The sequence below is a fragment of the Mesorhizobium sp. B2-2-4 genome (assembly GCF_006442375.1).
Classification (GTDB): domain Bacteria; phylum Pseudomonadota; class Alphaproteobacteria; order Rhizobiales; family Rhizobiaceae; genus Mesorhizobium.
Genome location: NZ_VFWB01000002.1, coordinates 365,259 through 386,812 on the forward strand (window position 1 = coordinate 365,259; position 21,554 = coordinate 386,812).

At 64.5% G+C, this 21,554-nt stretch carries 25 protein-coding genes; 14 read left to right on the forward strand and 11 right to left on the reverse strand.

Annotated elements, in window-relative coordinates; translation table 11 throughout:
* The first annotated feature begins 97 nt into the window (after nucleotides 1-97).
* Complete coding sequence (gene sbmA, locus FJ959_RS06820; protein ID WP_140497950.1) at nucleotides 98-1,357, forward strand: peptide antibiotic transporter SbmA; 1,260 nt, start codon at nucleotides 98-100, stop codon at nucleotides 1,355-1,357.
* A 36-nt stretch (nucleotides 1,358-1,393) separates the two neighbouring features.
* Here the strand turns inward: sbmA and FJ959_RS06825 are convergent, their stop codons facing one another.
* Nucleotides 1,394-2,407, reverse strand: a complete 1,014-nt coding sequence (locus FJ959_RS06825) for a polysaccharide deacetylase family protein (protein WP_140558293.1) — start codon at nucleotides 2,405-2,407, stop codon at nucleotides 1,394-1,396.
* Nucleotides 2,408-2,598: 191 nt separating this feature from the next.
* Between FJ959_RS06825 and FJ959_RS06830 the strand changes: the two genes are divergently transcribed.
* Both FJ959_RS06830 and der read left to right on the forward strand, forming a co-directional pair.
* Nucleotides 2,599-3,264 (forward strand): tetratricopeptide repeat protein, encoded by a 666-nt coding sequence (locus FJ959_RS06830; protein WP_140514747.1) that lies wholly within the window; start codon nucleotides 2,599-2,601, stop codon nucleotides 3,262-3,264.
* 3 nt (nucleotides 3,265-3,267) lie between these two features.
* Nucleotides 3,268-4,701 (forward strand): ribosome biogenesis GTPase Der, encoded by a 1,434-nt coding sequence (gene der, locus FJ959_RS06835; protein ID WP_140497954.1) that lies wholly within the window; start codon nucleotides 3,268-3,270, stop codon nucleotides 4,699-4,701.
* 74 nt (nucleotides 4,702-4,775) lie between these two features.
* On the opposite strand, the gene FJ959_RS06840 is transcribed toward der, so the two are convergent.
* Nucleotides 4,776-5,696, reverse strand: coding sequence for a LysR substrate-binding domain-containing protein (locus tag FJ959_RS06840; protein WP_140497956.1), 921 nt, complete (start codon nucleotides 5,694-5,696; stop codon nucleotides 4,776-4,778).
* 116 nt (nucleotides 5,697-5,812) lie between these two features.
* Here FJ959_RS06840 and FJ959_RS06845 point away from each other — a divergent pair, with 116 nt between their 5' ends.
* From FJ959_RS06845 to FJ959_RS06875, 7 genes are all read left to right on the forward strand, one after another.
* A complete protein-coding gene (locus FJ959_RS06845; protein ID WP_140559352.1) occupies nucleotides 5,813-7,141 on the forward strand; it encodes an MFS transporter in 1,329 nt (442 codons plus the stop codon).
* A 100-nt stretch (nucleotides 7,142-7,241) separates the two neighbouring features.
* Nucleotides 7,242-8,423: a cell wall hydrolase gene (locus FJ959_RS06850; protein WP_140629194.1), complete on the forward strand. Its 1,182-nt coding sequence runs from the start codon at nucleotides 7,242-7,244 to the stop codon at nucleotides 8,421-8,423.
* 256 nt (nucleotides 8,424-8,679) lie between these two features.
* Nucleotides 8,680-9,078 (forward strand): AtpZ/AtpI family protein, encoded by a 399-nt coding sequence (locus FJ959_RS06855; RefSeq protein ID WP_140498124.1) that lies wholly within the window; start codon nucleotides 8,680-8,682, stop codon nucleotides 9,076-9,078.
* Nucleotides 9,079-9,165: 87 nt separating this feature from the next.
* Nucleotides 9,166-9,924: a F0F1 ATP synthase subunit A gene (locus tag FJ959_RS06860; protein ID WP_140497962.1), complete on the forward strand. Its 759-nt coding sequence runs from the start codon at nucleotides 9,166-9,168 to the stop codon at nucleotides 9,922-9,924.
* A gap of 84 nt (nucleotides 9,925-10,008) precedes the next feature.
* Nucleotides 10,009-10,233: a F0F1 ATP synthase subunit C gene (locus tag FJ959_RS06865; protein ID WP_140497964.1), complete on the forward strand. Its 225-nt coding sequence runs from the start codon at nucleotides 10,009-10,011 to the stop codon at nucleotides 10,231-10,233.
* A 94-nt stretch (nucleotides 10,234-10,327) separates the two neighbouring features.
* Nucleotides 10,328-10,927, forward strand: a complete 600-nt coding sequence (locus FJ959_RS06870) for a F0F1 ATP synthase subunit B (RefSeq protein ID WP_140497966.1) — start codon at nucleotides 10,328-10,330, stop codon at nucleotides 10,925-10,927.
* 10 nt (nucleotides 10,928-10,937) lie between these two features.
* Nucleotides 10,938-11,429: a F0F1 ATP synthase subunit B gene (locus FJ959_RS06875; protein ID WP_140514758.1), complete on the forward strand. Its 492-nt coding sequence runs from the start codon at nucleotides 10,938-10,940 to the stop codon at nucleotides 11,427-11,429.
* A 323-nt stretch (nucleotides 11,430-11,752) separates the two neighbouring features.
* Here the strand turns inward: FJ959_RS06875 and FJ959_RS06880 are convergent, their stop codons facing one another.
* Together FJ959_RS06880 and FJ959_RS06885 are read right to left on the reverse strand one after the other, a co-directional pair.
* Complete coding sequence (locus tag FJ959_RS06880) at nucleotides 11,753-12,448, reverse strand: ribonuclease HII (RefSeq protein WP_140514759.1); 696 nt, start codon at nucleotides 12,446-12,448, stop codon at nucleotides 11,753-11,755.
* A gap of 142 nt (nucleotides 12,449-12,590) precedes the next feature.
* Complete coding sequence (locus FJ959_RS06885; RefSeq protein ID WP_140559479.1) at nucleotides 12,591-13,745, reverse strand: PA0069 family radical SAM protein; 1,155 nt, start codon at nucleotides 13,743-13,745, stop codon at nucleotides 12,591-12,593.
* A gap of 150 nt (nucleotides 13,746-13,895) precedes the next feature.
* On the opposite strand from FJ959_RS06885, the gene FJ959_RS06890 reads away from it, so the two are divergent.
* Entirely contained in the window at nucleotides 13,896-14,420 is a 525-nt protein-coding gene (locus FJ959_RS06890; RefSeq protein ID WP_140514953.1) for a glycosyltransferase, read from the forward strand.
* 148 nt (nucleotides 14,421-14,568) lie between these two features.
* Here the strand turns inward: FJ959_RS06890 and FJ959_RS31580 are convergent, their stop codons facing one another.
* The 7 genes from FJ959_RS31580 to FJ959_RS06925 all read right to left on the reverse strand — a co-directional run bounded on the left by FJ959_RS31580 (nucleotide 14,569) and on the right by FJ959_RS06925 (nucleotide 18,905).
* Nucleotides 14,569-14,814: a hypothetical protein gene (locus FJ959_RS31580; protein ID WP_140497974.1), complete on the reverse strand. Its 246-nt coding sequence runs from the start codon at nucleotides 14,812-14,814 to the stop codon at nucleotides 14,569-14,571.
* A gap of 322 nt (nucleotides 14,815-15,136) precedes the next feature.
* Complete coding sequence (gene moaB / locus FJ959_RS06900) at nucleotides 15,137-15,691, reverse strand: molybdenum cofactor biosynthesis protein B (protein ID WP_140564282.1); 555 nt, start codon at nucleotides 15,689-15,691, stop codon at nucleotides 15,137-15,139.
* The gene (locus FJ959_RS06905) at nucleotides 15,678-16,556 is read right to left on the reverse strand and encodes a 4-(cytidine 5'-diphospho)-2-C-methyl-D-erythritol kinase (RefSeq protein WP_140629199.1); all 879 of its coding nucleotides are present in this window, start codon (nucleotides 16,554-16,556) and stop codon (nucleotides 15,678-15,680) included. The genes moaB and FJ959_RS06905 overlap by 14 nt, the downstream gene beginning before the upstream one ends.
* Before the next feature lie 50 nt (nucleotides 16,557-16,606).
* Nucleotides 16,607-16,792: a hypothetical protein gene (locus FJ959_RS06910; protein ID WP_140497980.1), complete on the reverse strand. Its 186-nt coding sequence runs from the start codon at nucleotides 16,790-16,792 to the stop codon at nucleotides 16,607-16,609.
* A gap of 137 nt (nucleotides 16,793-16,929) precedes the next feature.
* The gene (locus FJ959_RS06915) at nucleotides 16,930-17,793 is read right to left on the reverse strand and encodes a S49 family peptidase (RefSeq protein WP_140629202.1); all 864 of its coding nucleotides are present in this window, start codon (nucleotides 17,791-17,793) and stop codon (nucleotides 16,930-16,932) included.
* Nucleotides 17,794-17,880: 87 nt separating this feature from the next.
* Entirely contained in the window at nucleotides 17,881-18,681 is an 801-nt protein-coding gene (locus FJ959_RS06920; protein WP_140497984.1) for a methyltransferase, read from the reverse strand.
* A complete protein-coding gene (locus FJ959_RS06925; RefSeq protein ID WP_135901951.1) occupies nucleotides 18,681-18,905 on the reverse strand; it encodes a DUF2007 domain-containing protein in 225 nt (74 codons plus the stop codon). The genes FJ959_RS06920 and FJ959_RS06925 overlap by 1 nt, the downstream gene beginning before the upstream one ends.
* Before the next feature lie 165 nt (nucleotides 18,906-19,070).
* On the opposite strand from FJ959_RS06925, the gene FJ959_RS06930 reads away from it, so the two are divergent.
* From FJ959_RS06930 to FJ959_RS06940, 3 genes are all read left to right on the forward strand, one after another.
* Nucleotides 19,071-20,087, forward strand: a complete 1,017-nt coding sequence (locus FJ959_RS06930) for a polyprenyl synthetase family protein (RefSeq protein WP_140497986.1) — start codon at nucleotides 19,071-19,073, stop codon at nucleotides 20,085-20,087.
* Nucleotides 20,088-20,193: 106 nt separating this feature from the next.
* Nucleotides 20,194-20,862, forward strand: a complete 669-nt coding sequence (locus FJ959_RS06935; RefSeq protein WP_140547324.1) for a GntR family transcriptional regulator — start codon at nucleotides 20,194-20,196, stop codon at nucleotides 20,860-20,862.
* A gap of 105 nt (nucleotides 20,863-20,967) precedes the next feature.
* Nucleotides 20,968-21,549, forward strand: coding sequence for a biotin transporter BioY (locus FJ959_RS06940; protein ID WP_140497991.1), 582 nt, complete (start codon nucleotides 20,968-20,970; stop codon nucleotides 21,547-21,549).
* Nucleotides 21,550-21,554: the final 5 nt, after the last annotated feature.

Below are 21,554 nucleotides of genomic sequence, written 5' to 3' on the forward strand. Positions count from 1 at the left end.
CCGGGCATCGGGCATGGGCATTTTCTTTCCCCCTAATGTGTGACTTTATGCCTGCTGAACCCAGCTGATTTGCGCAAAAATCGAGGAATTCGCCACAGTGTTCGTATCCTTCTTCCCGCAGCCGAAGCTGTTTTTCTCTTCGGCCGCCGTCTGGAGCCTTGCGGCGATCCTGTTCTGGTTTTTCGGGGGTGAGCAACTGGGCGCCGTCTTCGGCCTGCCGCCGGCAGCAGCCGGTGCACCGCCCATTATCGGCATCGCCGTCCTCGTCTCGAAGCCGTTTCTCTGGTTCTACATCTACTTCGCGTTCTGCGTGGTCGCTTTCTATGCGTTCTGGAGCTGGTATTCGCCGCATCCGTGGCAACGCTGGTCGATCCTGATGACGGCGGTCATCCTGTTCTTCATCTATTTCAATGTGCAGGTCAGCGTCGCCGTCAACGCCTGGTACGGGCCCTTCTTCGACTATGTGCAGGGGCTGATGTCGGGCACCGGAAAATCGACCAACGCCGAATTCTACATTGGGCTGGCCGATTTCTCGTGGCTTGCGCTGGTCGGCATGAACGTGCAGGTGGTCAACGCCTTCATCGTCAGCCATTGGATCTTCCGCTGGCGCACGGCGATGAACAACTATTTCGTCGAGAACTGGGGCAGGCTGCGCCACATCGAGGGCGCCTCGCAACGTATCCAGGAGGACACGATGCGGTTTTCCCAGATCATGGAAGATCTGGGTTCCAGCTTCGTCCAGTCGATCATGACGCTGATCGCCTTCCTGCCGGTCATGATCCAGTTGCAGGCCCATATAACCGAGTTGCCGATCATCGGCGCGATCCCCCAGCCATTGGTGGTCGCGGCACTGGCCTGGTGTCTGTTCGGAACGATTTCGGTCATGATTGCCGGCATGAAGCTTCCAGGGCTGCAGTTCCGCAACCAGCGCGTGGAGGCGGCCTACCGCAAGGAGCTCGTTTACGGCGAGGATCATGCCGACCGGGCCCAGCCCGCCACCACCGCCGCGCTGTTCGCCAATGTTCGCCACAATTATTTCCGGCTGTATTTCCACTACATCTATTTCAATGTCGTCCGGTACACCTACCTGCAGGCCGACAATATTTTCTCGCTGCTGATCCTCGGGCCGTCGCTGGTCGCCCACAAGATAACGTTCGGCGCGCTGAACCAGATTTCGAATGCATTCGGCAAGGTGACAGGTTCCTTGCAGTTCCTGCTCACCTCCTGGTCGACCATCGTCGAACTGCAATCGGTGCATAAGCGCCTGCGCGCCTTCGAGGCGACGCTGCAGGGCGAGCCGCTGCCGGAAATCGACCAGCGCTATCTGGCGCGGCAAGGCGCCGAGGATCCCGCTTAAGTCAGGAAAGACCTGGGTGCGAAACGGGTCGGCGGCTCAGCCGCCGACGGAAGCCTGCTTCTGGCCAGAACCCTGCCGCGAGATGTAATCGCGAAAACTGATGCATTCGACGTCTGATTTGACGCAGACCTCGCCGGCAAAACGCTCCAGCGCGTTCCAGTAGGCGCCGTCATTCATCAGCGCGAAATGGAAGCCGAGTTGCAGCGGAACGCGCTTGCCCCGGTATTGATCCTCGAAGGCGGCGCGGAAAGCCTGGTAGGTGCGGTCCGCGAACTCGCCTGCCTTGCTCGGCCGCTCGAAGCCGCCGGAATGCCTGACATAGAGATTGTAGTCCATGGCGATCACCGGCCGCGATTTCGGTCCTTCCGGGATCTGCGGCAGTGAAAAGCGCGCGAGGCCGGCGGTGGTCGGCGGCTGGACCGGGCCGCGCGAGACGCCGCTGGCGTCGAACCGGTAACCGGCGGCGGGCAGCGCCTCGTAGAGCGCCTTGCTCGTCGACAGATAGGGCGCGCGGAAGCCAACCACCGCATGCCGCGCGAAATCGCGCCAGCCGGTCGGCTCGGGCTCGATGCCGTTGATCGCATAGGCGTTTTCGAGGATGTGCTCGAACGAGGCGAACTCCTTCAGCCAGTCGGCCTTGCTCCAGTCCTTGCCGTCGAAATGGCCGCAGCCATGACTGGCGATGTCATGGCCTTCCGATGCCGCAAGCCCGATCTGCTCCAGCCGCTGGCTCACTTCCTGCGTCGAGGCGGCGAAGCCGATGTTGGATTTGCCCGATGTCTTGCCCGGCGCGGTGTATTGGCTGCGCGTTTCCGATGACAGCAGGAAGACACAGGAGAGGAAATAGGTGAAATGCGCTCCGGTGCGCTTCGCCAGCGCCCGGCTGCGCTTCCATTGCGAGATGTCGCGGGCGCTGTCGAAGGAGATGATGACGACCTGCTTCGGCCTTGCCGGCAAAGGCGCCCGCGAGCCGGGTGGATCGGCGAAAGCCGCACCGGCCGTGGCAAGCGAAGCGAGACAGAACGCGGCAACGCGAGACGAAAAGGATATTGGCAACAGCTACTGACCCCGGGGCGGTTTTGGCCCCGCTATAGCGCAAATGTGGCGTGGGTGCGGTGGCCTTTTCGTCCGTTTGCCCCGCGAATAGGTGATTTTCCGGTCGAACCCCTTCCATGCCGACAAAATTTCGCTAAAACGCGGGCTCGCGAACGCTCCGGCCCGGGGCAGGAATGGTTTTATTGATGTCCGACGACAGTTTTATCCGTGAAGTCAACGACGAGATCCGTCGCGAACAGGCGCAGAAGCTGTGGGACCGTTTCGGCCCGGCCCTGCTTGTGGTCGCGGTGCTGGTCGTGCTCGGCACCGCCGCCTTCGTCGGCTACCGCTACTGGGACGAGACCCGCGCCAACCGTTCGGGCGATGCCTTCTCGCAAGCGTTGAAGCTGGCCAATGACGGCAAGAACGACGAGGCGCTGGCCGCGCTCGATCAATTGGAGAAGGATGGCTACGGCGCCTATCCGCTGCTCGCCCGCATGCGCGCTGCCACCGTCAAGGCCGACAAGGGCGACGTCGATGCCGCCGTCAAGGATTTCGACGAGGTGGCGGCCGACGCCGCCATTCCCCAGGGCATTCGCGACATGGCGCGGTTGAGGGCGGCGCTGCTGCTGGTCGATCACGGCTCCTTCGCCGATGTGTCGAGCCGCGTCGAGGCCCTGACCTCGGACACCAACACGCTGCGCCACACCGCGCGCGAGGCGCTCGGGCTGGCCGCCTGGAAGGAAGGCAAGACCCAGGATGCGCTGAAGCTGTTCGACCAGATCGCCGCCGATGACGGTGCCCCGCGCAACACCCGTGAACGGGCGACCCTGATGTCCGAGCTGATCCGCGGCTCGGGCAGCGCGTCGTGACATATGAGCTTCAAAGTCGCCATCATTGGCCGGCCTAACGTCGGCAAATCGACTCTTTTCAATCGGCTGGTGGGAAGGAAGCTGGCGCTTGTCGATGACACGCCGGGCGTCACCCGCGACCGCCGCGTCCATGCGGCAAAGCTTTACGACCTGCATTTCGACGTCATCGACACTGCGGGTTTCGAGGACGCCGCCGCCTCGACGCTGCCCGGCCGCATGCGTGCGCAGACCGAGATCGCTATCCGTGAGGCCGACCTGATCTTCTTCACCGTCGACGCCAAATCCGGCCTGTTGCCGGACGACCGGACCTTTGCCGAGATCGTGCGCAAATCCGGCAAGCCGGTCGTGCTGGTCGCCAACAAGGCCGAGGCGAAGGGCGCGCAGGGCGGCATGCTGGAGGCCTGGGAGCTCGGGCTTGGCGAGCCGGTTCCGGTCTCGGCCGAACACGGCCAAGGCATGCCCGACCTGCGCGACGCGGTGATCGCCGCACTTGGCGAGGCGAGAGCCTTTGGCGAGGATGAGGACGACGACGAGGAGATCGCCTCCAGCGAGGTGCTGATCGGCGAGGATATCGCCGATCCCGACGCCGACGAGGTGCCGGCCTATGACGACACCAAGCCGATGCGCATTGCCGTCGTCGGCCGCCCCAATGCCGGCAAGTCGACGCTGATCAACGCACTGATCGGCGAGGAGCGGCTTTTGACCGGACCGGAAGCCGGCATCACCCGCGATTCCATCTCGGTCGATTGGGACTGGCGCGGCCGCCGTATAAAATTGTTCGACACCGCCGGCATGCGCCGCAAGGCCAGGATCCATGAAAAGCTCGAGGTCATGTCGGTGCAGGATGGCCTGCGCGCCATCCGCTTCGCCGAGATCGTCATCATCGTGCTCGACGCCACCATCCCTTTCGAGAAGCAGGATCTCCAGATCGCCGACCTGATCATCCGCGAGGGCCGCGCGCCGGTGATCGCCTTCAACAAATGGGACCTGATCGACAATCCGCAGGAACTCTTGGCCGAACTGCGCGAAAAGACCGAACGGCTTTTGCCGCAGGCGCGCGGCATGCAGGCGGTGACGGTTTCGGCCGAGACCGGACGGGGCCTCGACAAGCTCATGGAAGCCGTCATCCGCACGCACAAGGTCTGGAACAGCCGCGTCTCGACCGGCAGGCTCAATCGCTGGCTGGAAGGCATTCTTGCGCATCATCCGCCGCCCGCGGTTGCCGGTCGCCGGCTGAAGGTCAAATATGTCACGCAGGCCAAGACGCGCCCGCCGGGCTTCGTCGTCTCGTGCTCGCGCCCGGATGCGATGCCGCAATCCTATGTCCGCTATCTCACCAACAGCCTGCGCGAAGCCTTCGACATGCCGGGCGTACCGATCCGCATGGCGTTGAGGACTTCGGACAATCCCTTTGCCGGCAGGGCCAAGAAGCGCTGACGTCCGGGGGAAGGGTGCCAACCCTTCGACGCGGTGTAGACCCTGGAATGACGAAGAGGGGTTGCGACCAGGGCCTAGGCGACCTTCAGCAGGTTCTCATCCGTCCGCGCGCCCTCCGGTAGTGCCTGCCGCGCCGCTTCCAGCAGGATATCGGCGAGGCGGGCGGCCACCGGTTCGGGTTCGGCATCCCTGCGGTGCAGGAACAGCGTCATCCTGGGCAGCGCCGGCAGACCGGCAATCTCCGGCGTCATCGCGCTGACGCTGGCCGGCAGGCCGATGTCGGTGCGGATCGTCAGCCCGAGCCCGGCTGCAACAGCCGCCCAGATGCCACCAAGGCTCGGGCTGGAGAAGGCCATGCGCCAGGGCAGGCCGGCGCGGTCGAGCGTTTCGGTTGCGACCGTGCGCAACAGGCAAGGTGCTTCCAGCGCCACCAGCGGCAGCGGCTCGCCATGGCGCAGGCTGGTCTCGATGCGCTTTGCCGGGCCGATCCAGCGCATCTGCACGTCGGCGACATGCTGGCTGTATGGCAGCGTCGCGCCGCTGTGCCAGGCAAGTGCGATGTCCAGGCTGCCCGAGATGATCCGCTCCGCGAGCTCATGGCTGCGCGCGATGCGGGCCTCGATCTTGACTTTGGGATGGGCACGGGCGAAGCGGCCGAGCACGTCAGGTAGCACCGCCTCGCCAAAATCCTCCTGCAGGCCGAGCCGCACCCAGCCTTCCAGCTCGACATCATGGATGGCGGCGGCCGCCTCGTCATTGAGCTCGACCAGCCGCCGCGCATAGCCGAGCATGGTCTCGCCAGCTTCCGTCAGTGCCAGCCCGCGTCCCGACTTGCGGAAGATAGGCGTCGCCGCCTGCTCCTCCAGTTTCTTCAACTGCGCGCTGACCGCCGAGGTCGAGCGGCCAAGCCGGTCGGCCGCCTTGGCGAAGCTGCCAAGCTCCATTCCGGTGACGAAGCTTCTGAGGACGTCGAGGTCGAATGTCACGCGTCGCATGATAATCCCGTTTTTTAGGATTGTGCGTCAAAAACTTCCTGATTTTATGGACAAAGCTATGGCGATAGACATGCGCCGTCAAGGCCGGTCACCGGGCCGCAAACGGGAATGAAACCATGTCCGCCATCGTCACCCGCACCGATTGTCAGTCGACGCCACGGGCCGAAGGCTCCGGCTCCAGGACCTTCACACCCAATCACCGCTGGAAGGTGCTGGGCATCGGCGTCGCCGCCAATGCCGGTTTTTCCGCTACTTTCTCCGGCATACCGGCAACCGCGGTGCTGATGCGGCAGGGCTATCATCTCGGCAATGCTCAGCTCGGCCTGGCGCTTGGCCTTCTCGGTCTGGGCGTTGCGCTCAGCGAACTGCCCTGGGGCCTGCTCACCGATCGCTGGGGCGATCGCCGTGTGCTTTTGACCGGGCTCGGCGCCACGGCGGCGTGGCTGTTCCTGATGGCGTTGCTCATCGTTCCATCCTCGTCCGGCGAGCCGGGCGTTCATGTCCTGGCCGCTGCCTTGCTCGTCACCGGCCTGCTCGGCGGCAGCGTCAACGGTTCGAGCGGCCGCGCCATCATGGGCTGGTTCCGCGAAGGCGAGCGCGGATTCGCCATGAGCATCCGGCAGACGGCGGTGCCGCTTGGTGGCGGGCTGGGCGCTCTTGTCCTGCCCTCGCTTGCCGCCAGGCATGGCTTCGCGGCGGTCTATGGCCTGCTCGCCGCCTTCTCCGTGATCTCCGCCTTCTTCGCCTGGCGCTGGCTGCACGAACCGCCGACGCAGGGTTCGGCCGCGCCGACCGTTCTGGCCGGGCCCCCGCCGCTGCGCAATGTCGAGGTCTGGCGCATCGCAGCGGCCATCGGCCTGCTGTGCTTTCCGCAAGTGGCCGTACTCACCTTCGCATCGGTCTTCCTGCACGACTTCGCCGGCATGGGGACCCTGGCCACCAGCGCAAGCCTCGCCGCCGTGCAGACCGGCGCCATGGCGATGCGCGTCTGGAGCGGCCGCTTCACCGACCGCCACGGCAACCGCCGGCCGTTCCTGCGCCTGTGCAGTGCGCTCAGCGCGCTTGCCTTCACGCTGCTCTGGCTGCTGGTCCTGGCCAGCCCGACCATATCAGGCGGCCAACCCGTCGTGATGGCCACGCTTCCCGTGATGCTGATTGTCGCAGGCATCCTGGTCTCCGCCTGGCATGGCGTCGCCTACACCGAGCTTGCCACGCTTGCCGGCGCTGGCCATGTCGGCACCGCGCTCAGCCTGGCCAACAGCTTCGTTTTCATAGGTTTCTTCCTGGTTCCGGTGGCCATTCCGGGGCTCTTGCATCTCTGGTCCTGGCCCGGCGTCTGGTTGTCGGCGGCGGCGTGCGCGTTGATCGCGTGGCCCATCTTCCTGCGGCCGGCCTCCATGTCCGTCCCGCCGCAAAACCGCCCCACTTCGCAACCACGAGCCTGAGCCGACCGGGAAAACCCGATCGAAGCTGTTAACGTCCCATCAAGGTTAATGCATCATTTTGCTCTCCAGTGGGGTCAGTAGCGTTCCTGGAGAGAGTTCCGTGCATCGACGTGTCTTGACGCGCCTTGTTGCCGTCGCCGGTGAGAAGAAACGCAGCCTCGTGGCACCTTTCATCGTCGGCCTCGGCATCTGGATCGGATTTCCGACGGTTTCCGCCTACCAGGATATAACGAGCCTCGTTTCCGGCCTCGAGGCGCCGACCCGCTGGAATTCCTATGTCGAGAAATCCGTCGCCGGATCGGTCCATGCCGCCGAGATGCCGTTTGTCGACGACGCTGTGACGGGTTCGCTCTCCGGATCGGGGGTGCGCCTGCCCGGCGTCGGCGCCGTCTCCTTTCGCGGCAAGGGCGGCAAGGTCAGCACGACGCCTGATGAGGACCGCATCGTGCGCGCCGACAAGAAGGGCCGCATCGTCCAGATCTCTCCCGTCGCTCCGCCGAAGAACTTCAACGCCGGCTCGATCTTCGAGCGCACCTCATCCCTGCTGCGGCCCAGCATGGACAGCGGCCTGAAGATGGCTTTCGCCAAACCCGAGATCAAAGGCAAGGAAATCCAGATCGCCGCGGCATTCCACGCGCGTGAGGACAAGAAGCCGGATCCCGGCGTGTCGCCCATGCTTGCCGCCCTGGTCAACAACGATCATCCGGATGTGCTGGCGACGGCCTATGCGCAGGCCGCGCCCGATTATGCCAAGGCGTCGCCCTTCGAGGCCCTGCTCCAGGACGAGGAGCCCAACAACGGCCGTTTCATCCCGCCGATGGCCAAGGGCGACCATTCGTGGATCCAGAATCCACTTCCGGCGAGCGTCTTCTCCAAGCCCGAGCAGAAATGCCTGGCCAACGGCATCTATTTCGAGGCGCGGGGCGAATCCGTGCGCGGCCAGGCCGCCGTCGCCCAGGTCATCCTCAACCGTGTCCGCAATCCGGCCTATCCCAATTCGATCTGCGGCGTCGTCTACCAGAACGACAGCTGGTTCAACCGTTGCCAGTTCTCCTTCGCCTGCGACGGCAGGAAGAAGCGCATCGACAACCCGGTCGCCTACAAGACTGCGCAGGACGTCGGCATGGCGGTGACCGCCGGCAAGGTCTTCATTCCCGAAGTCGGATCGTCGACCCACTATTATGCCAATTACGTCCATCCCAACTGGGCGCGCACGATGCAGAAGATGACCAAGATCGGCCTGCATATCTTCTATCGCACCTATGGCGGCGGCTGGAGCTGAACGCCCGATAGGCGTCCATATTTTTGCGCGGCTGCGCGGTCTCTCGAAGAGCCGTCGCGCGGAGGATTCGCGCAAGGCGTCCGCGTCGCCATGGCGGGCACGATGTCGCACCTCTATACTGCATTGATTTCATTGTATAAAATACATGGTAACGAACTTCCGCCCGTGGCTTGACGGGCGCAAACCCTCTAACTATGTTGCCGGCGACTTTAGAAGCGGACGGACGGTGACGGTCTGCCCGGGCAGGGGGGTTGCGATGGCCGATGAAACTGGGCCAGGCGGAACCGGAGAAACCGGCCGCGGCAAGCAGCACGAAGCCGCCATCCGCGACGACGAACTTGAGCGCCGCCGGCGTGAACTTGAAGCATCGCTTGCGACAAGGCGGCCGGACCGGCTCGAGGGGAAAGATGCGAAACCAGTGACCGGGTACGGTCAGGCACTCAAGCTGTCCAGCGAGTTCATCGCCGGGGTGGTGGTCGGTGCCGCCATCGGCTGGATCATCGACCGTCTGGCGGGGACATCGCCATGGGGTCTGATCGTGTTTCTGCTGCTTGGTTTTGGCGCGGGCGTGCTCAATGTCATGCGTTCGGCAGGCGTTGTGGCGGAATTCGGACAGGGCGACAAATCGCGCTCTGGCCGCGACGACAGCAAGTGACCGCTCTTCAGGCGGCATTTGGAAATAGCCGCCTTTCGACGGGCGGCATGGTAACAAGGCCGCATGCGGCACTGACGGGGTTTGAACGTGGCAGCTGACAAGGTCGATCCGATCCACCAGTTCCATATCAACAAGCTGATACCGATCGATATCGGTGGCTACGACTTGTCCTTTACCAATTCGGCGCTGTTCATGGTCGCGACCGTTGTCGTCGCTGCGGCATTCCTGTTTCTGACGACGTCGAGCCGCAGCCTCGTTCCCGGCCGGCTGCAATCGATCTCCGAAATGGCCTATGAATTCGTCGGCAACATGTTGCGCGACGCCGCCGGCACGCAGGGCATGAAGTTCTTTCCCTTCGTGTTTTCCCTGTTCATGTTCGTGCTGGTCGCCAACCTGCTTGGCCTGTTCCCGTATTTCTTCACCGTCACCAGCCACATCATCGTCACCTTCGGCCTCGCCGTCTTGGTTATCGGCACCGTGATTGTCTACGGTTTCGGCAAGCACGGCCTTGGTTTCCTCAAGCTGTTCGTGCCGCAAGGCGTGCCGGTGTTCCTGCTGCCGCTGGTGGTGCTGATCGAAGTGATCTCCTTCGTCTCGCGCCCCGTCAGCCTCTCGGTTCGTCTGTTCGCCAACATGCTCGCCGGGCACATCACGCTGAAGGTCTTCTCCGGCTTCGTGGTCAGCCTCTCGGCGCTGGGCGCGGTCGGCGTCGCTGGCTCGGTGCTGCCGCTGGCGATGGCCGTGGCGTTGACCGCGCTCGAACTGCTGGTCGCCTTCCTTCAGGCCTATGTCTTCGCGGTGCTGACCTGCATGTACCTCAACGACGCCCTGCACCCGGGGCACTGATAAAAAATTTCCGGCGCAAGAGTTTTCAACATTGCCGCCGGAATGGAATCGCAACGGAATTTCAGATCCAAAGGAGTTGAACAAATGGACGTAGAAGCAGCAAAGTACATCGGCGCCGGCATCGCTTGCCTCGGCATGGGCGGCGCGGGCATTGGCCTCGGCAACATCTTCGGCAGCTATCTCTCGGGCGCGCTGCGCAACCCGTCGGCCGCCGATGGCCAGTTCGGCCGTCTGATCTTCGGCTTCGCCGTGACCGAAGCTCTGGGCATCTTCTCGCTTCTCATCGCGCTGCTGGCCCTGTTCGGCTGAGCCCCTGTTTGGCTGAGCCGCTATTTGGCTAAGCTATGGGAAGATTGGACAGGCCGGCCGCGAGAGCGGCGGGTCTGATATCAGGGGATAGTCCATGTTCGTGACATCTGCCTTTGCGCAAGAGTCCGCGCCTGCCACCGAGGCTGGCCACGCTGCGACGGAAGGCGACACGCATTCCGGCACCAGCGTGCCTGCCGAGGCTCATGGCATGTTTCCGCCATTCGATCCGGCGACGTTTCCGTCGCAGCTTCTTTGGCTGGCGATCACGTTCGGGCTCTTCTACCTCTTCCTGAAGAGGGTGGTGGTGCCGCGCGTCGGCGGCATCATCGATGTCCGCAACGACCGTATCAGCCAGGATCTCGATCAGGCCGCGAAGTTGAAGGGCGAGGCCGACGCCGCCGTTGCTGCTTACGAGCAGGAGCTGGCGGAAGCCAAGAAAAACGCCAACGCCATCGGCCAGCAGGCCAATGACGCGGCCAAGGCGGAAGCCGAGACCGCGCGCAAGAAGATCGAGGCCGCGCTCGACGAGAAGCTCGGCGAGGCCGAGGCGCGCATTTCTTCCATCAAGGCCAACGCCATGAAGGAAGTCGGCAGCATCGCCGAGGACACTGCCTCGGCGATCGTCGAGGCGCTGGTCGGCGGCAAGGCCAGCAAGGCCGAGATTGCGGCCGCGGTCAAGTCCGTGGCCGGGTGAGGAGCGCATCATGGACGCCACATCTCTTGCAACGCTCTGGGCCACGATCGCCCTGGTCATCTTTTTGGGTATCGCCATCTACATCAAGGTGCCCCGCCTGATCGCCAAGGCGCTCGATGCCCGCGCCGCCAGGATCAGCAGCGAGCTTGACGAGGCGCGCAGGCTGCGCGAGGAGGCCCAGCAGTTGCTTGGCCAATACCAGCGCAAGCGCAAGGAAGCCGAGCAGGAGGCCGCGGACATCGTCGCCGCGGCCAAGCGCGAAGCCGAACTGCTCGCCGCCGAGGCGCACAAGAAGACCGAGGACTACGTCGCGCGGCGCACCGCTCTTGCCGAACAGAAGATCGGCCAGGCCGAGCGCGAGGCGATCGGCGAAGTGCGCGCCAGCGCCGTCGACATCGCCGTCGAAGCCGCTCGCACGCTGCTCGCCGGCAAGATCGACGCCAAGGCGGGAGCCGACCTGTTCAAGACCTCGCTCGCCGATGTGAAGGCGAAGCTGAACTGAGTTGAAAACAACAGAAATGAAAAAAGCCGCCTGGGAAACCCGGCGGCTTTTTTGTTGTGGCGCGGAGGTCAACGCTGCCGATCTCCCCTCTCGTGGGGGAGATGCCCGGCAGGGCAGAGGGGGGGCGCGAAGGAACGCCAGCGCTCGATTCAAAATCAGCTGAATTGGGTGCCGATAGTGCAGGGAACCTGGGCAAGACTAACTGATAGGCTGGAGGGACAGCGCCCCCCTCTGTCCTGCCGGACGTCTCCCCCACGAGGGGGGAGATTGGCTGTCACCGCCGCTTTCGCCAATCCTACCAACGCAAGATAGATCGAGCCGCCCTAATCCAGCCCGGCGAAGCTCTCTTCTTCCACCACCTCGGCACCTTCAAGCCTGAATGGCGCGAACGACACGCGGTGCAGCCGCGCCACCGGCCCGTGCGTCTCGATCGCGGTGCGATGGCGGACCGTGGCATAGCCCATATGCACTTCGAAGCCATAGTGCTGGTGATGGCTGCCGCAGCCGCACATCATGCGGTCGCGCATCACCTTGGCGACGATCGAGGCGGCGGCGATGGATTGCGAGCGCTGGTCGCCCTTGATCAGCGCGCGCCCCGTGCAAGGCAGGCCCGGCGGCACGTCGCGCCCATCGGCAAGCGCGAGCTTCGGCTGCACCGGCAGGCCGGCGACCGCACGGCGCATCGCCTCCAGGCTCGCCTTGAGGATGTTACTGCCGTCAATGCCCTCGGCGCTGACCGAGGCCATCGACACGCCGAGCGCGGAGCCGATGATGCGCACGAACAGCGCCTCGCGTTGCAAATGGCTGAGCCGTTTGGAATCGTCGAGGCCGTCGGGGATGTTGGCAGGGTCGAGCACGACCGCAGCCGCCACCACCGGTCCGGCCAGCGGGCCGCGTCCGGCCTCGTCCATCCCCGCGACCGGCCACAGGCCTTCGGCCATCGCCTTCGTCTCGAAGGAGAAATCGGGTTTCTCGACGATTTCGAAGAGAGGCGGAGAATCAGAACGCGCGCGAGCCATGTTGCGGCGAGGTTCGCATCGGCTCTGATTCTCCGCAAGTCCCTCCGGGTCGGGTGGGGCGCCGGACCGGGAGGGCACCGTCTGCAGGCCGGGGCAGGCCGGACGGGATTTTTTCGCCACGGCGGCAAACAGCCGCGGTCGTTCAAAGCAGCATCAACTGCTCCTGGTCCTTGCCGGCGGCGACGAACTGGTCGGTCCGCAGCGTGCGCCGCTCGGCATTGAGACCGAGCCGCTTGGCGGTGATTTCGAAGCGCCGGCCGATCTGCCAGGCGTAAGGACCCGCGCCCTTCATGCGCTTGCCCCATTCCGAATCGTAATCCTTGCCCTCGCGCATCGAGCGGATCAGCGACATCACATGGCGATAGCGGTCGGGATAGTGGCGCAGCAGCCAGTCCTTGAAGATCGGGCTGACCTCGAGCGGCAGGCGCAGCACGACATAGCCCGCCTCGCGTGCGCCGGCATGGTGCGCCGAATCGAGGATGCGTTCCATCTCCTGATCGGTCAGCCCGGGGATGATCGGCGCGACCATGACCGAAGCAGGGATGCCGGCATCCGCAAGCTGCCTGATCGCCTCCAGCCGCTTGGCCGGCGTCGAGGCCCGTGGCTCCATGGTGCGCGCCAGCATGCGGTCGAGCGTGGTCACCGACAACGCCACCTTGGCGAGGCCCCGTTCAGCCATGCGTGACAAGATGTCGATATCGCGCGTCACCAGGGCGGATTTGGTGACGATGCCGACCGGGTGGCCGCGCGCCTCCAGCACTTCGAGGATCTCGCGCATGATCCGGTACTGCTTCTCGATCGGCTGGTAGGGATCGGTATTGGTGCCGATGGCGATGGTTCGCGGCTGGTAACCGTCCTTCGACAGTTCCTTGTCGAGCAGGCGCGCCGCGTCGGGCTTGGCGAACAGTTTGGATTCGAAATCCAGCCCCGGCGACAGGCCCATGAAACTGTGCGTCGGCCGCGCAAAGCAATAGACGCAGCCATGCTCGCAGCCGCGATAGGGATTGATCGAGCGGTCGAAGGAGATGTCGGGCGATTCATTGCGGGTGATTATGGTACGCGGCTTCTCGACCTGCACCTCGGTCTTGAAGGGAGGCAGTTCCTCCAGCGAGTTCCAGCCATCGTCGAAGACATGCCGGCTGACCGGCTCGAACCGGCCGGACGGGTTGATGCCTGCCGACCGGCCGCGGTTGCGGTCCGGACGCACGCGCATGCCGCTCTGCTCGATCATAGCATTGGCTATTTCGGCTCGTCCTGCTCCGAAGGCGGCAATGTCGGCGCGCATGATCGGTTCCATCTTCGCCCGCTCCCAGGGACTGTCCATGTTGTTTCGAATCGCTCTGCTCATGAATTTAATCCTATTTGCCGAACGAGAACAAAGCAAGAACTTTCTATGGTGCGCCGCAAAAACTGGCGCTGCGTTCCGCTTTCCGCTATTCGGCAAATGATGCTCACCGTTCTCATAGAGACCCACAATGACGAGGAGGGCCTCGCTCGCACCCTGGCGACGCTGATCGGCGGCGCGGTCGAGGGCGTGGTGCGCGAGGTCATCGTTTGCGACACCGGTTCCACCGACCAGACCCATCGCGTCGCCGAGCATGCCGGGTGCCAGTATGCGACCGACGGCGTCGCGGCGGCCATCCGGCACGCGAAAGGCGATTGGCTGTTGCTGCTGGAACCGGGCGCGCGGCTGGTCGACGGATGGATCGACGAGGTCGTTGCGCATACAGCGAGGCAAACCATGGCGGCGCGGTTTTCACGCACACGCGCCGGCCGCGCGCCATTCCTGGCCCGTATCTTCTCGGGAAACCGTGCCTTGGCCGACGGGCTGCTGATCAGCAAGCGCCAGGCCACATCCTTGTCGAAAAGAGCCGGCAGCGCCGAGGCTCTCGCTCGCGGCCTGGCGACCAAGCGGCTGGATGCCGAAATCTGGGCCGCTCCGGCAAAACAAGAGCACCGCCCGTCCAAATGATTTTGCAGCTGCTCTGTCTACGTGCGTTGCACATGTGACGCGCAGCCAGTTTCCGATCACGCGGGTGCCGGCGCGCAGGCCGCGGCTGATGATGGAAGTGGTTTCGGTGTCTCGCGGTCCTCGCGCCGGTGCTTCCACGGCGAGCCGGTCATTCGCTAAAACGCATCTCGACAGGCATCCAGCGAAGACGACGTCTGGCTTGACGCTCTGCCTTGCTTTCCGCGTCGTAGTCGACCGGGATCGGTTCCTGACTGAACGACCTTTGATCGTCCAGGGCGTTGATGATGACGATTGCCCTGGCATCGTCCTCTCCGGCGATTGCGGCGGTATAGACACCGCATTCACCGCAGATCAGGTAGTCGGCCGTCCCCAATCCAAAACGGTATTTCTTCAATCGCTGGATGTCCTTGACTGAGATGATCAGCCTGCCGTCCGGATCGGCGACGGCGCGCGAGCCATGCTTGGTACAGAACGAGCACTGGCAGGCGCGAACCTCGATTGTCGATGGATCGAGCTCGGTTGAAAATCGAAGGTGTATGTTGCCGCAATGGCACCCGCCATTATGCACTGTCATCGCGTCCGCCCGTCTTCAACGGCGATGGCCGCCGCCGCGAGACGATACGTCCTGCCGCATCCGGTTTGGAATGGTCTTTCGAAGGCGAAGGCGGTGTTCTGCCTGGCAAACGCGGCGTGAAACCAGCGCCTTGCCTCGGCTTTCACGGAGCCGACATGCCGCGCCGCAGGTGCTCGTCCAGGCGCGGCATGATCTCGACGAAGTTGCAGGGCATGTGCCGGTAGTCGAGCTGCGCCTTCAAGATGCCGTCCCAGGCATCCTTGCAGGCGCCGGGCGAGCCCGGCAGCACAAAGACGAAGGTGGCGTTGACGACGCCGCCGGTCGCCCGGCTCTGGATCGTGGAGGTGCCGATCTTGTCGTAGGAAATGCGGTGGAACACCTCGGAAAAACCATCCATGCGCTTTTCGAAGATCGGCTCCAGCGCGTCCGGCGTCACGTCGCGCCCGGTGAAGCCGGTGCCGCCGGTGGTGATGACCACATCGATCCCATCATCCTTCGACCAGCCGAGCACCTTGTTGCGGATCTTGTCTCCATCGTCGGTGACGATATCGCGGGCGGCAAGGATGTGGCCGGCTTCCGCGATGCGGTCGGCCAGCGTCTGGCCGGACCTGTCGTCGGCAAGGCTGCGCGTGTCGGAAACGGTCAGCACCGCGATGCGGACCGGAATGAAGGAACGGCTCTCGTCAGTCCTGGCCATGGGCATCTGCCTCCGCCGTCATGCTGCGCGTCGCGGCGACGAACCAATCGGGTTGCCGGGCACGGATATCGGCGGCCGCGCGCTTGGCGACGTTGCCGGTCTCGAACAAGCCGAAGCAGGTGGCGCCGGAACCCGACATGCGGGCAAAACCGGCTCCGGCCTTGTTCAGAACAGAAAGTGCCTTGCCGATGGCGGGCTCGATGGCGCGGGCCGCCGGCTCGAGGTCGTTGCGCGTAATCTCCAACCAGTTGCGCAGGCTGTGGAAGTCGACCACGCGCGGCAGCGGCGGCAGCGCTTCATTGTCGCGCCGCGACAGCGCGTTGAATACGTCGGCTGTCGAGACCGCCTTGCCGGGATTGACCAGCACCAATCCGAGCGCCGAGAAATCCGGCACGATCGACAGCTCCTCGCCGATGCCGCGTGCAATCAGCGGCCTGGCCGCCAGGCACATGGGAATGTCGGCGCCGAGCGAAAGCCCGATCCGCGCCAGCGCGACATCGTCGATGTCGAGTTGCCAGCTTGCCGCAAGCCCGCGCAGAACTGCTGCCGCATCGCTCGACCCGCCGCCGACGCCGGAAGCGACGGGCAGGTTCTTTTCGAGCTTGATGGCGACCGGCGGCGTGCCGCGAGGACCGGCTGCCTGCCGCAGCGCGTCACGCGCCCTGAGCACCAGATTGCTGCCGTCGACGGGAACATCCGGACCGTAGCGGCCGGACACGCTGAAATCGTCTCGCTCGGCAAGCGCGATCTCGATCCTGTCACCAAAGCGCGTGAACACCGCCAGGCTTTCGATCAGATGATACCCGTCATCGCGCCTGCCGGTGACATGCAGAGCGAGGTTTATCTTGGCGGGCGCCGGCCACATCCGGACGCGCCGGCCGGATTCCAGGCTCTCGATTGCGAGTGAAATGAGGATCAGTCCTTGGCCAGCCGGTACTCGCCGGTCTTCGGATCCTTCACCAGCGTCCCCATCGCGCCGTTTGCCGTCTGCTTTTCGGTGCGCCGCACCTTGGCGGTTACGCGCTCGGCCTCGCGGATGAAGGTGCGGTAGCCAAAATAAGCGGCGATCCCGACGACGGCGAAGAAAATGATCTGCGGCATATCAAAACTCCTCCCACGCTGGGCCGGCGAAGGGCGGCCGGTCGGGTCGGTTGGCGCATGTCGTCCAAAGGCGGTTTCTGGAGAAAAACGACATGCATGGAACTTCGAGGTTCATGCTAGACGGTTTTGCCGGGTTTTCAAAGCCCGAAGCGCGCCCACAAAGCGCGCTCTTGCGCCGCATCGAGCACGCCGCCGGTGGCAGCGGCGGCAATATCGGGCGCCGAAAAGCCCTTGCTCGAGCCGAACAGCCCGAAGCGGCCGAACAAACCGCGCGGCGCCGAGATCAGCTTGAGTTGGGTTTTCGCCCCGAACCGCGTCTTGAGCACGGATCGCATGTCGCCGAGCGCATCGACAAGCCCAAGCTCCAGGCCGCGCTTGCCGGTCCAGAACAGGCCCGTGAACAGGTCGGGATCGTCCTTGAGCTTGGTGCCGCGCCGCTCCTTGACCAGATCGATGAAGGTTTCGTGCACTTCGAGCTGCAGCGCCTTCAGCCGTTCGATGTCTTCCTTTTTCTCGGGCTTGAACGGATCGAGCACCGACTTGTTCTGCCCTGCCGTATGGACGCGGCGCTCGACGCCGATCTTCTTCATCAGCTCCGGGAAGCCGAACGAAGCCGAGACCACGCCGATCGAGCCGACGATGGATGATGGATCGGCGAAAATCTCGTCGCCGGCGACCGCGATCATGTAGCCGCCCGAGGCAGCGACGTCCTCGACGAAGACCAGCACCTTTCTGTTCTTCTCGATCGCGAGGTCGCGGATACGCTTGAAGATCAGCCGGGACTGCACCGGCGAGCCCCCGGGCGAATTGATGGAGATGGCGATGGCAGGCGCGTCGAAGGAAAACGCCTTTTCGATCAGCCCGGCGGTGGAGGCAAGCGACAGGCTGGGACGGAACGGGCCGCCGCCCGCCAAGATGGTGCCGTGCAACCGGATAACCGGAATGGTGACGACCGTGGAACGCCAGGATTTCGGCAGCAGGCGGTTGAAAAGGCGTTTCACTGAGGTCGATCTCCGCTCGATGGGTTGCCAGCATGTAGGAATTTCAAGGCCAACGGCAATGCCGCGGCCATCGCGGCCAGTTTGTGTTCAATCTCCGAACAGGGAGGCGAGGCCGTTGTTGATCATCTCCGTCCGTTCCGACGGGCCGTCGCCCGTCTGCGCGTGAAGCATCAACGGCGGCCGGATGGCGAGTTTGCCGCGCGCCCCGAACGTTGCCCTGACGATGATGCGGATCGCCGCGGCATCGGGACGGGGATGCACGGCCAGCATCTCGGCGTCGCCGAAACGGCCCGCGATCGCATCGAGAAGCGAACCGAGTTGCTCGGGCCGCGCGATGACGGCAAGCCCGCCGCGCGGCCTGACCACTGCTGCGGCACTGCGGATCCAGCCCTCTAACAGCCCGTCCTCCATGACATGCGCTTCCTTTCTCAAGCGCTCGGGCGTGGCGCGGTCCTGCGCGGCGTTGAAGGGCGGATTCATGATGACGAAATCGAAATCATTGTCGCCGAGGCCGGCCGCCGTCCTGGCGCGGCCCGAAAGCGCGACATTGGCGACGAGCACCGAAGCGCGGTCGACGAGGTGAGCGTTGCCGGGATGCGCGAGCGTGGCCGCGGCGAAAGCCGCCATTTCCGGCGCGCGTTCGACCAGCACGGCCCGGGCCGTCGGGCAGCGCGCCAGAACGGCAAGTGCCGCGGCACCGGCGCCGGCGCCGAAATCGGCGAGACGCCCGCCGAAGGAGGACGGCACGGCAGCCGCCAGCATCATGGCGTCCATGCCGGCGCGATGGCCGCCATGCTTGGGCTGCACCAGCCAGAACCGGCCGCGATGGAAGGCATCGACCGTGTGGGCTGGCGTGTCCGGGGCGAGGGCGGCTGGCGCGGCGGACATTATTTTTGGCGGATCTCGTTGGCGATGCCGGCATCCGTCAGGATGCGCCGCGCCGCGTCGGCCTTGTCGGCGTCGACCATGACGCGCCGCGGCAGGATGCCGAGCGAGCCGTCGAGCACGCTCATATTCTGGTCGGCCACGAAGCAGCCGATGCCGGCATCGCGCATCAGCGATTCGACGAAGGAGATGATGACCGCGTCGTTGGTGCGAATGAGCTCTATCATCTGACGAAACTCTCAGTTTGCCGCGTTCATGTAAACGCATGCGAGGCCCGAAACCAGAGAAGCCGCGCCAATTCGCCACTTGCCGTGGCCGCGTTCGCCGCCCTAGAGTCCGTAACGGAACTAAGGGTGCCGTCGCACGCGTTACATCAGACGGGAGAGTTTGTCGTGGGTGTCGTTCTCAACATCGAAAACGGAAAGCGGGAACCCGCCTCCATCAAGGATCTGATCGACCTGACGGCGGCCGACATGGGGCGCGTCAACGAATTGATCCTGTCGAAGGCCGGATCCGATGTCGAGATGATCCCGGAGGTCGCCAACCACTTGATCTCGTCGGGCGGCAAGCGGCTCAGGCCAATGCTGACGCTCGCCGCCGCACAGATGTTCGGCTATGCCGGCGAGGGCCACGTCAAGCTCGCTACATCGGTCGAGTTCATGCACACGGCGACGCTGCTCCACGACGACGTCGTCGACGAGAGCGGCATGCGACGCGGCAAGAAGACGGCCCGCATGATCTGGGGCAACCAGGCGAGCGTGCTGGTCGGCGACTTCCTGCTTGGCCAGGCATTCCGCATGATGGTCGATGTCGGTTCGCTGGAGGCGCTCGACATCCTGTCGAGCGCGGCCTCGATCATCGCCGAGGGCGAGGTCATGCAGCTTGCCGCCGCCAAGAACCTGGAGACCACCGAGGACGAGCATTTCGCCGTCATCAAGGCCAAGACCGCGGCCCTTTTCTCGGCTGCCGCCGAGGTCGGCCCCGTCATCGCCCAGGCGACGCGCAACGACCGCGCCGCCTTGCGCTCCTACGGCATGAATCTCGGGCTCGCCTTCCAGCTGATCGACGATGCGCTGGACTATGGCGGCACCAGCAAGGATCTGGGCAAGAATGTCGGCGACGATTTTCGCGAGGGCAAGGTGACGCTGCCGGTCATTCTCGCCTACCGGCGCGGCAGCAAGGCCGAGCGCACCTTCTGGAAGCGGGCCATCGAGGACAATGTCACCGATGACGCCGGCCTCGGAAAGGCGATCGGGCTGATGACCCACCACGGCGCGATCGCCGACACGATCGGGCGCGCCCGTCATTTCGGCGAGATCGCCCGCGACGCGCTGGCGCCGCTGGAGGCGACGCCGCAGAAATCGGCGCTGATCGACGTCATCGACTTCTGCATCAGCCGGGTGAACTGAGCCGCTGCCTTTCACGCAGCTCTCCTCTGGCTCGTGCTGGGGAGAAATCCGTGAATCCTTCTCCGCCGCCTCGACAAGCTGCCCGGCTGCAAATTATCTATAAAACATGGCAAAGGGCACGGACGACACCATCGCGGTGCGCATCGGCAAGGTTCTGGCGGATCGCATCATCTCGGGCGCGATCGAGCCGGGCGCCCGGTTGCGGCAGGACCATGTCGCCGAGGAGTTTAATACCAGCCATGTGCCCGTGCGCGAGGCCTTTCGCCGCCTCGAGGCGCAAGGCCTCGCCGTCAGCGAACCGCGCCGCGGCGTGCGCGTGGCGGCTTTCGACCTCGGCGAGGTCAAGGAGGTCGCCGAAATGCGGGCGGCGCTCGAAGTGCTTGCGCTGCGCCACGCGGCGCCGCATCTGACCTCCGCTATTCTCGATCGGGCCGAGGAGGCCAGCAAGGCCGGCGACAAATCCCTGGACGTCAGGTCGTGGGAAGAAGCCAACCGCGCCTTTCACCGGTTGATCCTGACGCCATGCGGCATGTCGCGTCTTCTCGCCACCATCGATGACCTGCACGCCGCAAGCGCCCGTTTCCTGTTCGCCGCATGGCGTTCGGAATGGGAGACCCGTACCGACCAGGACCACCGGGCGATATTGGCCGCCTTGCGGCAGGGCAACACCGAATCGGCCGCAGCGACATTGGGGCGGCACGTGCAATGGATTGGCCGCAAGCCGGTCAGGACAGCCTCCGGCACCACGCGAGAGGCCTTCGCGATCGTGGGCTAACCGCCTTGCGCAAGGCGTGCCTTGCCATCGTCCGAAAATTGTGGCTTCGATAATAGATCGAAGGCAAAAATTATCTATAATTTTGGATCGACCAAGGGAGCCCCTATGACCGACATCGCGTTCTCGTCCGCAAAACCGTCCTTCAGCCCGCTCCGGCTTCAGGAGCGATCGCTCGGCTGGCAGGCGGGCGCCGTCGTGCTCGGCACCCTGTTCCTGGCGCTGTCCTCCTACATCGAGGTGCCGATGGTGCCGGTTCCGGTGACGATGCAGACCTTTGCCGTGACGCTGGTCGGCGCGCTCTACGGCTGGCGGCTGGGCGCGATCACCATCGCCGCCTGGCTGGCCGAGGGTGCGGTCGGCTTCCCGGTTCTGGCCGGCGGGGCTGCCGGCGTACAACATTTTATTGGCCCGACGGGCGGCTATCTCTTCGCCTTCCCGGTTGTCGGCGCACTGGTCGGCTGGCTGGCGGAGCGCGGTTGGAACGGCGGCAGGGTCGTGCTTGCCTTTGCCGCCATGCTGCTCGGCAACCTGCTGTGCCTAGCCCTTGGCACGGCGTGGCTCGCCGTCATCATCGGCGCCGAGAAGGCTGTTGCCTTCGGCTTCCTGCCGTTTGTCCTCGGTGGCCTGCTCAAGTCGGCGCTTGGCGCCGCCACGCTGATGGCGCTCCCGCGCGGCAAGGCGAAATAGCGCCA

What these genes read in the sequence shown, in the direction of transcription:
- moaB (WP_140564282.1), bottom strand. Translation starts at nt 15,691, where the DNA reads ATGGCCAGGACTGACGAGAGCCGTTCCTTCATTCCGGTCCGCATCGCG.
- FJ959_RS06935 (WP_140547324.1), top strand. Translation starts at nt 20,194, where the DNA reads ATGGCAAAGGGCACGGACGACACCATCGCGGTGCGCATCGGCAAGGTT.
- FJ959_RS06905 (WP_140629199.1), bottom strand. Translation starts at nt 16,556, where the DNA reads ATGTGGCCGGCGCCCGCCAAGATAAACCTCGCTCTGCATGTCACCGGC.
- FJ959_RS06855 (WP_140498124.1), top strand. Translation starts at nt 8,680, where the DNA reads ATGGCCGATGAAACTGGGCCAGGCGGAACCGGAGAAACCGGCCGCGGC.
- der (WP_140497954.1), top strand. Translation starts at nt 3,268, where the DNA reads ATGAGCTTCAAAGTCGCCATCATTGGCCGGCCTAACGTCGGCAAATCG.
- FJ959_RS06940 (WP_140497991.1), top strand. Translation starts at nt 20,968, where the DNA reads ATGACCGACATCGCGTTCTCGTCCGCAAAACCGTCCTTCAGCCCGCTC.
- FJ959_RS06865 (WP_140497964.1), top strand. Translation starts at nt 10,009, where the DNA reads ATGGACGTAGAAGCAGCAAAGTACATCGGCGCCGGCATCGCTTGCCTC.
- FJ959_RS06845 (WP_140559352.1), top strand. Translation starts at nt 5,813, where the DNA reads ATGTCCGCCATCGTCACCCGCACCGATTGTCAGTCGACGCCACGGGCC.
- FJ959_RS06920 (WP_140497984.1), bottom strand. Translation starts at nt 18,681, where the DNA reads ATGTCCGCCGCGCCAGCCGCCCTCGCCCCGGACACGCCAGCCCACACG.
- FJ959_RS06875 (WP_140514758.1), top strand. Translation starts at nt 10,938, where the DNA reads ATGGACGCCACATCTCTTGCAACGCTCTGGGCCACGATCGCCCTGGTC.
- FJ959_RS06885 (WP_140559479.1), bottom strand. Translation starts at nt 13,745, where the DNA reads ATGGAACCGATCATGCGCGCCGACATTGCCGCCTTCGGAGCAGGACGA.
- FJ959_RS06840 (WP_140497956.1), bottom strand. Translation starts at nt 5,696, where the DNA reads ATGCGACGCGTGACATTCGACCTCGACGTCCTCAGAAGCTTCGTCACC.
- FJ959_RS06880 (WP_140514759.1), bottom strand. Translation starts at nt 12,448, where the DNA reads ATGGCTCGCGCGCGTTCTGATTCTCCGCCTCTCTTCGAAATCGTCGAG.
- FJ959_RS06925 (WP_135901951.1), bottom strand. Translation starts at nt 18,905, where the DNA reads ATGATAGAGCTCATTCGCACCAACGACGCGGTCATCATCTCCTTCGTC.
- FJ959_RS06910 (WP_140497980.1), bottom strand. Translation starts at nt 16,792, where the DNA reads ATGCCGCAGATCATTTTCTTCGCCGTCGTCGGGATCGCCGCTTATTTT.
- FJ959_RS06890 (WP_140514953.1), top strand. Translation starts at nt 13,896, where the DNA reads ATGCTCACCGTTCTCATAGAGACCCACAATGACGAGGAGGGCCTCGCT.
- FJ959_RS06830 (WP_140514747.1), top strand. Translation starts at nt 2,599, where the DNA reads ATGTCCGACGACAGTTTTATCCGTGAAGTCAACGACGAGATCCGTCGC.
- FJ959_RS06870 (WP_140497966.1), top strand. Translation starts at nt 10,328, where the DNA reads ATGTTCGTGACATCTGCCTTTGCGCAAGAGTCCGCGCCTGCCACCGAG.